The organism is Flavobacterium sp. CG_9.10, from assembly GCF_015752245.1.
In the GTDB taxonomy this organism is placed as follows: Bacteria; Bacteroidota; Bacteroidia; order Flavobacteriales; family Flavobacteriaceae; genus Flavobacterium.
Window position 1 is genome coordinate 19382 of the sequence record NZ_JADOVD010000001.1, and the last position, 13937, is coordinate 33318.

Annotated in this window: 15 protein-coding genes; 8 read left to right on the forward strand and 7 right to left on the reverse strand. The window is 34.7% G+C overall.

The window, feature by feature from the left end; all coding sequences use genetic code 11:
- Positions 1–38 precede the first annotated feature (38 nt).
- The 7 genes from IWX84_RS00100 to IWX84_RS00130 form a co-directional block, all read right to left on the reverse strand.
- Entirely contained in the window at positions 39–440 is a 402-nt protein-coding gene (locus tag IWX84_RS00100) for a hypothetical protein (RefSeq protein WP_196848698.1), read from the reverse strand.
- Between the two features lie 201 nt (positions 441–641).
- A complete protein-coding gene (locus tag IWX84_RS00105; RefSeq protein WP_196848699.1) occupies positions 642–1424 on the reverse strand; it encodes an enoyl-CoA hydratase/isomerase family protein in 783 nt (260 codons plus the stop codon).
- 11 nt (positions 1425–1435) lie between these two features.
- Positions 1436–2908, reverse strand: coding sequence for an ATP-binding protein (locus IWX84_RS00110; protein ID WP_231385370.1), 1473 nt, complete (start codon positions 2906–2908; stop codon positions 1436–1438).
- A 68-nt stretch (positions 2909–2976) separates the two neighbouring features.
- Complete coding sequence (locus tag IWX84_RS00115; RefSeq protein ID WP_196848700.1) at positions 2977–3525, reverse strand: CopD family protein; 549 nt, start codon at positions 3523–3525, stop codon at positions 2977–2979.
- Entirely contained in the window at positions 3512–4867 is a 1356-nt protein-coding gene (locus tag IWX84_RS00120) for an MATE family efflux transporter (protein WP_196848701.1), read from the reverse strand. Before IWX84_RS00120 ends, IWX84_RS00115 begins: the two co-directional genes overlap by 14 nt.
- Positions 4868–5929: a ferrochelatase gene (hemH, locus tag IWX84_RS00125; protein ID WP_196848702.1), complete on the reverse strand. Its 1062-nt coding sequence runs from the start codon at positions 5927–5929 to the stop codon at positions 4868–4870.
- Positions 5930–6032: 103 nt separating this feature from the next.
- Entirely contained in the window at positions 6033–6905 is an 873-nt protein-coding gene (locus IWX84_RS00130; RefSeq protein WP_196848703.1) for a helix-turn-helix domain-containing protein, read from the reverse strand.
- A gap of 228 nt (positions 6906–7133) precedes the next feature.
- On the opposite strand from IWX84_RS00130, the gene hemA reads away from it, so the two are divergent.
- The 8 genes from hemA to hemF all read left to right on the forward strand — a co-directional run bounded on the left by hemA (position 7134) and on the right by hemF (position 13918).
- Positions 7134–8390: a glutamyl-tRNA reductase gene (gene hemA / locus IWX84_RS00135; RefSeq protein ID WP_196848704.1), complete on the forward strand. Its 1257-nt coding sequence runs from the start codon at positions 7134–7136 to the stop codon at positions 8388–8390.
- Between the two features lie 228 nt (positions 8391–8618).
- Entirely contained in the window at positions 8619–9545 is a 927-nt protein-coding gene (gene hemC, locus IWX84_RS00140) for a hydroxymethylbilane synthase (protein WP_196848705.1), read from the forward strand.
- Entirely contained in the window at positions 9545–10228 is a 684-nt protein-coding gene (locus IWX84_RS00145) for a uroporphyrinogen-III synthase (RefSeq protein WP_196848706.1), read from the forward strand. Before hemC ends, IWX84_RS00145 begins: the two co-directional genes overlap by 1 nt.
- A 22-nt stretch (positions 10229–10250) precedes the next feature.
- Entirely contained in the window at positions 10251–11276 is a 1026-nt protein-coding gene (gene hemE, locus IWX84_RS00150) for a uroporphyrinogen decarboxylase (RefSeq protein ID WP_196848707.1), read from the forward strand.
- 120 nt (positions 11277–11396) lie between these two features.
- Positions 11397–11948 (forward strand): transposase, encoded by a 552-nt coding sequence (locus IWX84_RS00155; RefSeq protein WP_196848708.1) that lies wholly within the window; start codon positions 11397–11399, stop codon positions 11946–11948.
- Between the two features lie 154 nt (positions 11949–12102).
- Positions 12103–12483 carry a hypothetical protein gene (locus tag IWX84_RS00160; RefSeq protein ID WP_196848709.1) on the forward strand — a complete coding sequence of 127 codons (381 nt, stop codon included), beginning with the start codon at positions 12103–12105 and terminating at the stop codon, positions 12481–12483.
- 5 nt (positions 12484–12488) lie between these two features.
- Entirely contained in the window at positions 12489–13019 is a 531-nt protein-coding gene (locus IWX84_RS00165; RefSeq protein WP_196848710.1) for a GNAT family N-acetyltransferase, read from the forward strand.
- Positions 13016–13918 (forward strand): oxygen-dependent coproporphyrinogen oxidase, encoded by a 903-nt coding sequence (hemF, locus tag IWX84_RS00170; RefSeq protein WP_196848711.1) that lies wholly within the window; start codon positions 13016–13018, stop codon positions 13916–13918. The genes IWX84_RS00165 and hemF overlap by 4 nt, the downstream gene beginning before the upstream one ends.
- Positions 13919–13937: the final 19 nt, after the last annotated feature.

Consider the following 13937-nt stretch of genomic DNA (forward strand, 5'->3'; position numbering starts at 1 on the left):
CTTTACTAATGCATCGAATAGATACATTAGTTGCATTTTTATATGATTCCCTTCGCTTTCATTTCTATAATTACATCCGACGCGTTTTTAAACGTGGGAGCTTGTTCAATGATACTTGCGACTCTTTTCTTATTAAGTTTAAAAGTAATATCGTTCTCAGTCGTAAATAAAAGTGCCGTTAAAAAAGGTTTATTCATAAACGGAGCCAATACCATAAAGGTTTCATCCAATGTATGAAATGATTCTATTTCTTCTGTTTTGGAACGTGCCGTAACCGAAAGCGCAAACACATCATTCTCGAGTAAAACGGGACGAACATAGATGTTTTTTAATTCAGTATCGCCTATGGTCTTTGCCAAAGTTAGCTTTGCGTAGGTTCCATCTTGAATACTTTGTTTTACACTTTCCCAAAAAAGGGCAAATACGGGTTGGTAGGACATGTTTTTTAAAATTAAAATTTGAAACTAGCTCGCAAAATTAGGGTTTGTTGTCCAAAGAATCCATTAATGCAAGAAAAAAAATTGTTTTAGAATTCGATTCAGTTTTTTTGGGATTGTTCCAAAAAACAATATCCTTTTATTACACGGTAATAATGGTGTAATAAAAAGATATTTATAAAAAACATAGTACCATATTAAAAACTATTTCCCAGTAAATACCGCTTTTCTTTTTTCTAAAAAGGCAGTTGTCCCTTCCTTAAAATCTTCAGTTCCAAAACATTTTCCAAAAGCTTTTATTTCCGTTTCAAATCCGTTTTTACCTTCTTTGAAGTTGGCATTGACTGCTTTTATGGCTTTGCCAATAGCGTAAGGGGAGTTTTTCATTATTTTTTGTGCAATACCTATACAAAATTCCAAAAGTTCTACTTGCGGCACCACCTGATTTACCAAGCCAGTTCGGTATCCATCTTCGGCAGATATCATTCCTGCGGTCATAATCATTTCCATTGCACGACCTTTACCAATAAGTTGAGGTAAACGTTGTGTCCCTCCATAACCGGGAATCAATCCCAGTGAAACTTCCGGAAGTCCCATTTTAGCATTATCAGAAGCAACTCTGAAATGACATGACATCGCTAATTCTAAACCGCCACCAAGAGCGAAACCATTAATAGCTGCGATTACGGGAGTTTTTAGATTTTCTATATAATCAAATAATTTTTCTTGCCCTTCAGCAGCTAATTGCATCCCTTCTTCGATAGAATAATTGGCAAATTCTGAGATATCTGCTCCGGCAACAAAAGCTTTTTCACCACTACCAGTTAATATAATAACACGAATTTCATTGTTTTTCCCTAATGTTTTAAAGGCTTTATGCAAGTCAGAAATAGTGCTTGCATTTAAGGCATTTAGTTTTGAAGGACGATTGATGGTAACCGTTGCAATATTATTTTCGGTTGCAATTAAGATATTTTCGTAGTTCATAATTATGATTTTTAGGAGTTAATTATTGGAAGGGAAACTGTAAAAGTAGTCCCTTTTCCAAATTCAGTTTCAAAGGTAATCGTTCCTTTATAATTTTCGATAATGTTTTTAATAATACCGAGACCAAGACCCATTCCGCTGCTTTTAGTGGTGAATTTTGGTTCGAATATGCGACTGATATCTTCCGGTTGAATCCCGATTCCGTTATCCGCAACGGTAATCAAGACGTTGTTCAGCTCTTTTTGTATGGTAACAAGTATTGCTTTGTTTTGTTGATTTTCAGGAATAGCTTGAATGGCATTTTTAACTAAATTGGTAATGATTCGAATGAGTTGGGTTCGGTCTATTTTAGAAATAATTTCAGGCGAATCGCTTTTAAAAACAATATACTCTTCGTTGAAAATATCCAATGCCAAATCAACTACATTAACGACGTTCAATGTTTCATTCTGTTGTGCCGGCATGGAAGCAAAATTAGAAAAAGCTGACGCAACGGCACTCATCGTATCAATTTGTTGGATTAACGTCTCCGAGTAATCTTTCATTTTCTGCTTTATATCGGTATCATTTGGGTCAAATTTTCTTTGAAAACTTTGCACCGTCAATCGCATTGGCGTCAGCGGATTCTTGATCTCATGGGCGACTTGTTTTGCCATTTCGCGCCAAGCCTCTTCACGTTCGCTTTGCGCTAGTTTTACAGCGCTTTTTTCCAGTTTATCTACCATTCCGTTGTATGCTTCTATCAACAGATTTATTTCTTTGCTGCTGGCTTCTAATACAATTTTTTCGTTTTTTTGATTCAAACTGGTTTCGCTCAACTTGTCTGAAATCGTTTTCAAAGATTTAGTGATATAAGTCGAAAGAAAATAAGCCAAAGCAAAAGCCACAATTAACATAAAGGAATACACTTGGCCTAAGCGAATCAGGAAACTGTTTAATTCATTTTCGTAAAAACCATTATCTTCCACATAAGGCAAATTCAAAACCCCGAGAGGTTTGAATTTATCATCTTTTATCTGGCTGTAAGACGATCGATTCTTTATTCCATCTATAGTTTTAATGTCAACATATCTTTTTTCAATGGAAGACCGAACTAATTTCAGAATATATTTTGGGACGGGAGGCGACACTTTATCTACTGAAAAAGATTCCTTAGAGGATTTCAACAGTTTTCCGTCGAGACTGTAAATATTGATTTCAATACCATGAATTTGCGCTAGTTCGTGGATTTTATCTTTAAAAATTAATCCTAAGTTTTCCGTTTTCAAAGGATACGTTGTGGTAGAAAGCACGTAATTGATGTGTTCTTTTATCGCATCTTCTTTTTTTTCTAAGCGTTCTTGGTGGTATTCTTTGGCTTCGTTTTTAAATTGTATAATCGAAATTGAAGCTAATAAAACGGACGCCATAATAATCAATACAATCATGGAAAGGAAAATCCTGATTCGTAAGGAAAGCATCGACATTTTAAAGTTCTCTAGCATTTTTTTTAGTTTACAGTCTCCGTCTCAGTAGTCAGTTACAGATTGGAAGCTGCGACTGCGACTGATAACTATTTTTTTTCTCGAATGCGTTTATAAAATTTAAATCCGAGCATAATTAGAATCGAAAAAAGAAAAATTCCAACTACTCCATAAATCCAGTTTACAGCATTTTTTAAAATCACCAAAAACACCACTGCAAAAAGTATAATTGTGGCTCCTTCATTCCACAAACGCATAAAATTTGTCGTGTATTTCACTTCATCATTTTGCAATTGTTTGAATATTTGTTGGCATTTTCCATGATATAAATACAGAACAAATACAAAGCCAAGTTTCACGTGCATCCAAGGCATTTTTAACCAAGCTTGCCCTAAATCAGTAAATAACAACATCCAAAAAGCAAATATACTTGCTAAAATTGCCGATGGCCAAGTGATAATATACCATAGACGATACGTCATTATTTTGTACTGCTTTTGCAAAATTTCTTTCTCCGGAGATGGTTTTTGTGCAGCTTCAATTTGATAAACAAACAAGCGAACAATATAAAATAACCCGGCAAACCAAGTAATAACAAAGATGAGGTGTAGAGATTTAAGGTAATTATAATATTCCATCGGTAGTTTTAATCAATTTTATATTCATTTCTTTTTTTAGATAATAGCCAGTTAATATTGTTGACAAAACATCGGCTATGGGGAATGCAATCCATACTCCAAAAATACCTAAAAAATTTGGTAGTATCAGCACTAGTGGAATCAGGAAAAATCCTTGCTTACTTAAGGTCAAAAGCAATGCTTTTTTTGCTTTTCCGGCGGCTTGAAAGTAGGCTGCACCAATTAACTGAACGGCAATAATTGGAGAAGCAGCAAAAACCCAACGAAGTGCATCAGGTGTTTCTGCAATTACTTCTGGGTCAATAGTAAAAATCGCAACTATAGGTTTAGCAAAAACTAAAATAACGATGAAAATTAATGTAGCTAAAAGCGCGGAGTATTTTATCGAAAGCTGTACCGTTTCTTTAACTCGTTCATAATTTCCGGCGCCATAATTAAAGCCAGCAATGGGTAGAAAACCCTGGGTAATTCCCAGAATTGGAAACAAAGCAAACATCAACATCCGACTGATAATTCCATAAATAGCCACCGAATGTTCGCCTCCATACGTATATAAAGTATGATTCAGGATAATGGCTAAAATACTCACGACGCCCTGCCTCGAAAAAGTGACAATGCTCAATTCAGTGATTTCCTTTATAATTGGCATTTTAAACTTAAAATGTCTCGCTCTTAGTGTCAGTTCACTTTTAAAGACAAAAAACCAAAGCACAAAAAGAAAACACATGAAATAAGAAATTGCCGAAGCCATTGCCGACCCAAACATTCCCAAATTCATGAATTTTATAAAAACAATATCTAAGGCAATATTTGCAAAAGCGGGAATAATCATGGCAATCATAGCAAATTTCGCTTTGCCTTCGGCCCTGATAATATTGTTTCCCATCATACAAAGCGCCAAAAAAGGTACTGAAATGATGATGGGAAAAAAGAATTCTCTTGCAGGTTTCATGATGGCTCCTTTTGCGCCAAAAAGCACCAACATTTCAGTACTAAAGAAAAGGCCAAACACGACAAAAACAAACGACAATAAAAAAGTCATCATGATTTGATTGGCAAAAGTGTCTATTGCTTTTTCGCTATTTTTAGCGCCCAAAGCTCGCGAAAGTACAGAGCCGCCACCTACTCCAATCGCCATTCCTAAAGAAGAAATCAAAAAGGTAATAGGCAGAACAACCGTTACCGCAGCGATTGCTAAGGAACCAATCCATTGCCCAACAAATATAGTGTCCACCAGAATATTAACCGACATAAATAAAATGCCAATAGAAGACGGAACCGCTTGTTTTATCAAGAGTTTTTTGATGTCTTGTGTTCCTAATTCTTCGGCAGAAACATTCATTTAAGCGTTTGCTTTTTTAGAACCAATCGCTTCTTCTTTTGAGTCTAATGGCAGAGCCCAATCGTTAATCCAATTACTTACGGTTTTGCACCAATCATCACCATCATTTAAACATGGAATGGCTAGAAATTCTTCGCCTCCATGAACTTTAAATTCGTGATTGGCTTCCATGGCAATTTCTTCTAATGTCTCTAAACAATCCGAAACAAAAGCCGGTGTTACAACTGCCAATTTTTTAATTCCCTTTTCAGGCATTTTATTCACTTCAACATCCGTGTAAGGCGTAAGCCATTTGTCTCCTGCCAATCGGGATTGAAATGTCTGACTGTATTTTCCTTCGGGTATTCCCAATAGTTTTACAACTTGTTTGGTCGTTTCGTAACATTGGTGACGGTAGCAAAATTCATGCGCTGGTGAGGGCGTGTTGCAACAAGAACCATCAATTTTACAATGTGATTTGGTGATATCCGTTTTACGAATGTGTCGCTCCGGAATTCCGTGGTAGGAGAATAATAAATGGTCGTAATCATAACCTTCCAAATGACTTTTTATAGAATCAGCAAGGTTTTTTAAATAATCCGGTTTGTTGTAAAATGCAGGAACAATCGTGAATTTCATTTCTGGGAAATACTTTTTGCGGTGTTCTTCAGCTAGTTCTAAAATGGTAGTTGTAGACGCCATCGCATGTTGAGGATACAAGGGAAAAAGCATCACTTCATTCACGCCTTTATCATGCAGTTCTTGTAAACCAGATAATAGAGATGGATTTCCATAACGCATGGCCAATGAAACAGGAACGTCAACGAGTTGTTTCACTTTTGCGTGCATTCTTTTTGATATAACGACAAGTGGTGAACCTTCGTCCCACCATATTTTGGCGTAAGCCGCAGCTGATTTTTTAGGTCTGGTTTGCAAAATAATTCCGCGAACTAACAATGCTCTCAACAAAAACGGAACGTCAATTACGTATTTGTCCATTAAAAATTCATCTAAATAAGGTTTTACATCTTTTGGAGTTGGACTTTCCGGGGAACCTAAATTGACTAATAATACACCTTTCATGTTGCTTTTTTTTTATTGCTATAAAAGTAATCAAACTTACTTTTTGATAAATTGCGGTTAACTATTTTTTATTTATTGTTTAATATAAGAAATCAATACCAATCTACATATTTGGATTAATGGACATTAAATATTTCTTTGGCGTGGTGGCAAATTTCTTTTTGAATGCAGCAATAAAATGACTTCCGGTGCTATATCCAATTTTCAATCCCACTTCATTTACATTATAAGAACCGCTATCCAGTAATTTTCGGGCAAAATCCATTTTGTAATCAAACAGAAAACCATAAACGGTATCGCCATAAATTTGTTTGAAACCCATTTTCAGTTTCTTTAGATTCAAACCGATTTCATCAGCCAATTCCTGTAATCCGGGTGGTTCGGCCATATTGGCAATGATGATTTCTTTGGCTTTTTTAATCTTCATTACATTGTCTTCATCTATTAAAAACGGACATTGTTCTGCATTTGGATCTTCGGTTCGGTTGAAATACAAACTCAATAATTCGTATCCTTTTCCTTTGTAATAGAGGTTTTTTATCGACGGATGCAGGCTGTAATGAAACAATTGAGATAAAACAATAGCCATCGACGGGCTAATATTTCCCTCGTTGTAATATTTTTTATCCTTGTTGTCTGCACTTAAAAAGGTGATATAATCGGCTTCTGTCGAAAATAAGGCGTGAAATTTTTTGATGGAAATAATAACGGAAATTACCCAAGAATTAGGCGCTAATTCCAGATTTAAAGGTAATTCTTTCTGAGGATTGTATAAAAGCAACGATTTTTCTTCTTTTAGTTCCAAAGCGTAATTCCCTTGATTGAAGATGAATTTTGCATTTCCTTTCAATCCAAAATGAAACTGAATCAATCCGCTGCTTACTTCGCGTTGGGCTTGAAAGGCTTCAGTGCTATCATTCTGAAAACGAATTAGGGTAAAGTCATCTTCAATTTTTATAATTTCCTGAGAACCCATAGCGATGTTTTTTTAAATTAAAAATGATATTTAGCAAATCACTTAATTTAGAAACGCTCTAAATAAGGCGATAAAAAATACCTGTTTCTGCTACAAAAATAAGGGTTTTTATAATAAAACAACGTTTTAAAACCAAAAAATCACGTAGCGACACAAAAAGAACTTCTAGCGTTATTTTTATAAATAGTATAGTGATAATTTTGTTCCACTTTCTGGAAAAGTGCAAATATGGAAAACAATAACACATCAAAGCATCATTATTTTTACGCAGTTGGATTGAGCTATAAAAAAGCAGATGCTGAGATTAGAGGTAAGTTTAGTTTAGATGCCGCGGCAAAAACGCGTTTACTGGAACAAGCTAAGACCGAAGGAATAGAGAGTTTAATAGTTACTTCAACCTGCAACCGTACTGAAATCTATGGTTTTGCAGAACACCCTTTTCAATTAATAAAACTAATTTGTGAAAACAGTCAAGGTTCTGTGGAAGCATTTCAAAAAGTTGGTTTTGTTTATAAAAATCAAGAAGCAATCAGTCACATGTTTCGAGTAGGAACAGGTTTAGACAGTCAAATTCTGGGTGATTTCGAAATCATTTCTCAAATAAAAACCAGTTTTATCCAATCAAAATCTTTCGGATTAGCCAATACTTTTTTGGAGAGATTGGTCAATGCTGTAATCCAAGCCAGCAAAAAGATAAAAACAGATACGGAGATTAGTTCTGGTGCCACTTCGGTTTCTTTTGCTTCTGTTCAGTATATTATCAAGAATGTGGAAGATATTGGTAATAAAAATATTCTATTGTTTGGAACTGGAAAAATTGGTAGAAATACGTGTGAAAATTTGGTAAAACATACTAAAAACGAGCACATTACTTTAATCAACAGAACCAAAGATAAAGCCGAAAAATTAGCCGGAAAACTGAATTTAATTGTAAAAGATTATTCAGAACTGCATCTGGAATTACAAAAAGCAGATGTTGTAGTCGTTGCTACCGGAGCACAAAACCCTACGGTTGACAAAGCAATTCTGAATTTGAAAAAACCATTGTTGATTTTGGATTTGTCTATTCCAAAAAATGTCAATGAGGACGTGATGGATATAGAAGGAGTGACGTTAATTCACATGGATTATTTGTCTCAAATGACAGATGAAACTTTAGAAAATAGAAAAAAACACATTCCCGCTGCGGAAGCGATTATTGAAGAAATAAAAGAAGAATTTATTACTTGGACGAAAGGCAGAAAATTTGCTCCGACAATCCATGCTTTGAAAGCAAAATTGAATGCTATAAAAATTTCAGAATTGGATTTCCAAAGCAAAAAGCTTCTAAATTTCAATGAAGAACAAGCTGAAATTATCAGCAATAGAATTATCCAAAAAATAACAACTCACTTTGCCAATCATTTGAAAGATGACGATACTATGGTGGACGAAAGTATCGAATGGATTGAAAAAGTCTTCAAGATTGGCGCTACAGCGAAATAATTTCAATTTAAACTTTAATCTTTTGAACCATTAAGAAATTAAGGGTACTAAGAGGTTAACTTTGAAAAGTAGCATTAAATAGGGTGTAAATTGATAAAAATCAAAGCTAGTGTAGCATTTAGTAAATTAGTATTTTAAAAGGCTAGACACTAAATAAAAATTAAATGAATCTTAATTTCTTAATGGTTTTTAATTTTAAAGGAACTTTTTTGAATTCAAAATATAAAAATGGCAGAAAAAGTTATTAGAATAGGAACTCGCGATAGTGAACTCGCGCTTTGGCAAGCCCACAACGTCGAAAAAAGACTCAACGATTTAGGATATAAAACCGAAATTATAGCTGTTAAATCTACTGGAGATATCATTCTTGACAAACCACTTTATGAATTAGGAATTACAGGAATTTTCACCAAAACACTTGATATTGCTATGATTAACGGTCAGGTCGATATTGCTGTACATTCGATGAAAGATGTCCCTACGGCTTTGCCAATAGGGATTGTACAGGCAGCAGTTTTAGAGAGAGCAAGCACCTTAGATATTTTAGTACATAATGGCAATCTTGATTTTCTTAATGAATCAGGAACTATTGCTACAGGAAGTTTGCGTCGTCAGGCACAATGGTTAAATAAATACCCTACTCATAAAGTAGTTGACTTACGCGGAAACGTAAATTTGCGTATGAAAAAGTTGAAGGAGGGAGACTGGAACGGAGCTATTTTTGCGGCTGCTGGTTTAGAAAGAATCAACTTAAAACCGGAGAATTACATTAATTTAGACTGGATGATTCCCGCACCCGCTCAAGGAGCTATGCTCGTTGTTGCTATGCAAGATGATGCGTTTACATTAGACGCTTTATCTCAGTTAAATAATATTGAAACCGAAATCGTAACGTATATAGAACGTCAGTTTCTAAAAACTTTAGAAGGTGGTTGTACGGCGCCTATTGGAGCTTTGGCAATCTATAATGAAGAGGAAGATAACATTCATTTTCAGGGAGTTTTATTTTCGCTTGACGGAAAAGAAAAAATTGAAGTGGACAAAATTGTTCCTATCGAAGAATGGAAAAAATTAGGTTTCTATGCTGCTCAGAAAGTCTTAAATAATGGCGGAACAAAATTGATGACGGAAATTAAAAATAACTTAAAGAAATAATGAGTCAAACAAGCATTTTATCAACCAAAACATTGTCAGACGAGCAAAGGCAAGCATTTCTTGCGGCTAATTTTGATCTTTTAGAACAAGATTTTATCGAAATTAAAAACAACCTTTTTGAACTGAACACCATAAATACTAATTTGATTTTCAGTAGCCAAAATGCGGTTTTGAGTTTAATGGAACAAAACGGTTGGGAAGCTCTTAAAACCAAAAGTGTGTTTTGTGTAGGTATTAAAACCAAAGATTTACTGGAACTTAACGGTTTTAAAGTAGATGTTTACATGGATTACGCCTCAGAATTAGCGGAAATCATCACCTTAATTTACAACAAGGAAAGCTATACTTTTTTAAGCGGAAACTTACGTAAGGAAACATTACCGCAAGCCTTAAAAAACGAGGGAATAACTTTTAATGAAATCGAAGTGTATCAAACCAAGTTGGCACCTTTTAAAATATCTGACCAAGAAAAATTTGATGGGATTCTATTTTTTAGCCCATCTGGTGTGGAGAGTTATTTGACAAACAATAAAATCAAAAATGAAATTTGCTTTTGCGTGGGTAATACTACAGCCAAAACATTAGAATTAAATAAAGTTAAAAACATTGTAATTGCCGAAACACCAACCATCGAAGAGGTGATCGAGGAAGTTATAGAATATTATAAAACGGAGGGCATCTAGCAATCTGCTAAAAATTAAATACATGATCAAGAACGACTTATTTTTAAGAGCATTAAAAGGAGAAACAGTACAACGTCCGCCAGTTTGGATGATGCGTCAAGCAGGAAGATATTTGCCGGAATTCATCGCTTTGCGCGACAAATATGATTTTTTTACGCGTTGTCAAACGCCAGAATTAGCGGCTGAAATTACAGTTCAACCTATTCGCAGAATTGCTCCCGATGCAGCGATTTTGTTTTCGGATATCTTGGTGATTCCTCAAGCAATGGGAATTGATGTTGAGATGAAACCTAATTTTGGTCCGTATTTACCAAATCCTATTCGTACGATTCAGGATGTGGAGAAAGTAATCGTTCCAGATGTAAATGAAACATTAGGTTACGTTTTTGACGCTATCAAATTGACTAAAGAAATGTTGAATGATGAGGTGCCATTAATTGGTTTCGCAGGTTCTCCTTGGACAATTATGTGTTATGCAGTGGAAGGAAAAGGGTCGAAAAGTTTTGATATGGCTAAAGGATTTTGTTTCCAATATCCAGAAGCAGCGCATGTTTTATTGCAAAAAATCACCGATACCACCATTTTATACCTAAAAGAAAAAGTAAAAGCAGGCGTAAACGCCGTTCAAATTTTTGACTCTTGGGGCGGCATGCTTTCTCCAGTTGATTATCAGGAATTCTCTTGGAAATACATCAACCAAATCATTGAAGCTTTAGCAGATGACGCTCCGGTAATTGTTTTCGGAAAAGGATGTTGGTTTGCATTAGGCGAAATGGGAAAAAGTAGAGCTTCTGCATTAGGAGTGGATTGGACTTGTTCGCCAAGAAATGCCAGATATTTGTCAGGTGGAAATATTACGTTACAAGGTAATTTTGATCCATCAAGATTGTTGTCGCCAATTCCAGTAATTAAGAAAATGGTACACGAAATGATTGACGAATTCGGGAAAGACAAATACATCGTGAATTTAGGTCACGGAATTTTACCAAATATCCCCGTGGATCACGCCAAAGCGTTTATTGATGCGGTGAAGGAATATAATTTTTAGTTTTGATATCCTGCAAGGTTTATTTTAACCTTGTAGGTATTTTTTAAGAGGTAAGAGTTATACAAAATCATACCTACAAGGTTTTGGAAACCTTGCAGGAAACCCAAAACGACAAGATTAGTGGAGCTAGAAGTTTTAGAAAAAGATAATTATTATCACATTTATAACAGAGGTATAAATGGGACAGCTATTTTTTTCAATGAAGAAAATAAGAACTTCTTTCTAAAACAATTGAGCAAGTATTTAGTAGATAAAATTTCAATGATTGCTTATTGTTTAATGGACAATCATTTTCATTTGGTGATTAAAGTAAATGAAGATGGTGAAGTTGTAACGCAAGGATTTTCTAATTTCTTTAATTCCTACGTCAAGTCAATTAACAAACAAAATGACAGAACAGGAAGTCTTTTTGAAAAACATTTCAAGAGAATTAGACTGGAAAATGAATGGTATTTACGTAATTTAATTATTTACGTTCATTTAAATCCAAAACATCATTTGGATTTAAAATTTGAAGAATTTAAATTTTCATCCTATCAATCTTTTTTATCCCAAAAGGAAACTAAATTACAAAGAGAAGAAGTTTTAAATTTATTTGGAGGAATTCAAAATTTTATTTTTTGTCATAATCAAAAAAGTGATTTGTTGACGGAGAAATATACTTTTGAATGATTTTAAATATTCGGATTGTTATCTACGTAAGGATTTCGGTTTGATATCTTGCAGGTTTTTTTTTTAACTTTGTAGATGTTTTTTAAGAGTTAAGACTTATGCAAAATCATACCTACAAGGTTTTAAAAACCTTGCAGGAGAATAAAAACAAAAAATGCTAAACAAAGGATTACGAGATCAAGAAAGTGAACGAATAGACAATGTGCTAAAGACGTTGCTTTCTTTGGTTTATGTACCCAAAAAAGCTACTGATGAAGATATAATCAATATCGAAAACCAACTCAAAGCTTTAGGTTTAAATATTGAAAGTTTAATCGAAATCGAACCACATAATTTAATCGAACTTTTAGGAAGATTACATTTTGATTGGAATCAACGGGAACAATTCGCTGGTTTTTTGATTGCTTTTTCAAAAGATAATCCGTTTGATTTAAAGGAGAAAGCGATTTCAATTTACGAGCATATTCAATCTGAAAGCAAGACATTTTCTTTTGGAATATTTAATAAAATAGCTTTGGCGAAAGCCAATTCCTAGAATAAATGAGAATCACAGAAAACTTCATTATTGACAAATTGAAACCAACAGATGCAAATCAATTGTATCATTTTATGCTTGACAATAATGAAAGATTATGTAGGTTTTTCCCGCTTACCCTTTCGGGGAATTCAACGGTAGAAAAATCGATAGCCTACATTGCACTTAAGGAGAAAGAAATTCAGGAGAAAACAAATTTCACCTTTGCAATTAGAGAAGTGGATTCTCAAAAAATTGCTGGATTGATTATCATAAAAAAGATTGATTGGGTGAATAGAACAGGAGAATTGGCCTATTGTATCGGAAAAAATTTTGAAGGAAAAGGGTTGGTTTCAAAAACAGTTAAAGCAATTTCAAATTTCGCTTTCAATGAGTTGGATTTGAAAATACTTCAAATTATAGCTCATAAAACGAACCTTGCAAGTGTGAAAGTTGCCAAAAACGCTAACTTTAGTTGGGTGAAAACGTTGCTAAATGAATTCACGCCAACCAATGAAGCTCCATTAGATATGGAATTATATGAATTAACAAGATGAAAAATAAATTTTACTCTTACATACAAAACCTTCAAGACCAAATCGTCGCAGGACTAGAAGCAGTTGAAGGTCAAGCCAAATTCCGTGAAGACCTTTGGGAACGTCCGGAAGGCGGCGGTGGAAGAACCCGAGTAATAGAAAACGGAAAAGTTTTTGAAAAAGGCGGAGTTAATATTTCAGCAGTTCACGGAAAATTACCTGAGGCTATGCAGAAAATGTTCAACGTAGGCGAAGCAGATTTTTTTGCCTGCGGATTGAGTTTGGTTATGCATCCCAAAAGTCCAATGGTGCCAACGGTTCATGCCAATTGGCGTTATTTCGAAATGTACGATGATAACGGAAATGTGATTCAACAATGGTTTGGTGGCGGACAGGATTTAACACCCTATTATCTGTTTGAGGAAGATGCAATTCATTTTCATCAAACCTGTAAAACCGCTTGCGACAAGCATAATCAGGAGTTTTATCCAAAATATAAGAAACAATGTGATGCCTATTTCTGGAACGCACATCGCAATGAAGCTCGCGGAATTGGTGGATTGTTTTTCGATTATTGTAAAGCAACGGACGCTATAAGTATGGAAAATTGGTTTAACTTTGTTTCTGAAGTGGGAAATAGTTTCCTGGAAGCCTATGTTCCCATTGTTGAAAAAAGAAAAGAGTTGTCCTATACTCCAGAACAAAGAACTTGGCAGGAAATCCGTCGTGGTCGTTATGTCGAATTCAATTTGGTTCACGACAAAGGCACTTTATTTGGACTAAAAACTAACGGAAGAATCGAAAGTATCCTAATGAGTTTACCGCCGCATGTGCAATGGGTATACGACCATCACGCAGAAGCCGGAAGTGAAGAAGAAAAATTAGTAAACGTATTAGAAAATCCGATTGATTGGATTTAAGATTGTTGATTAACGATTT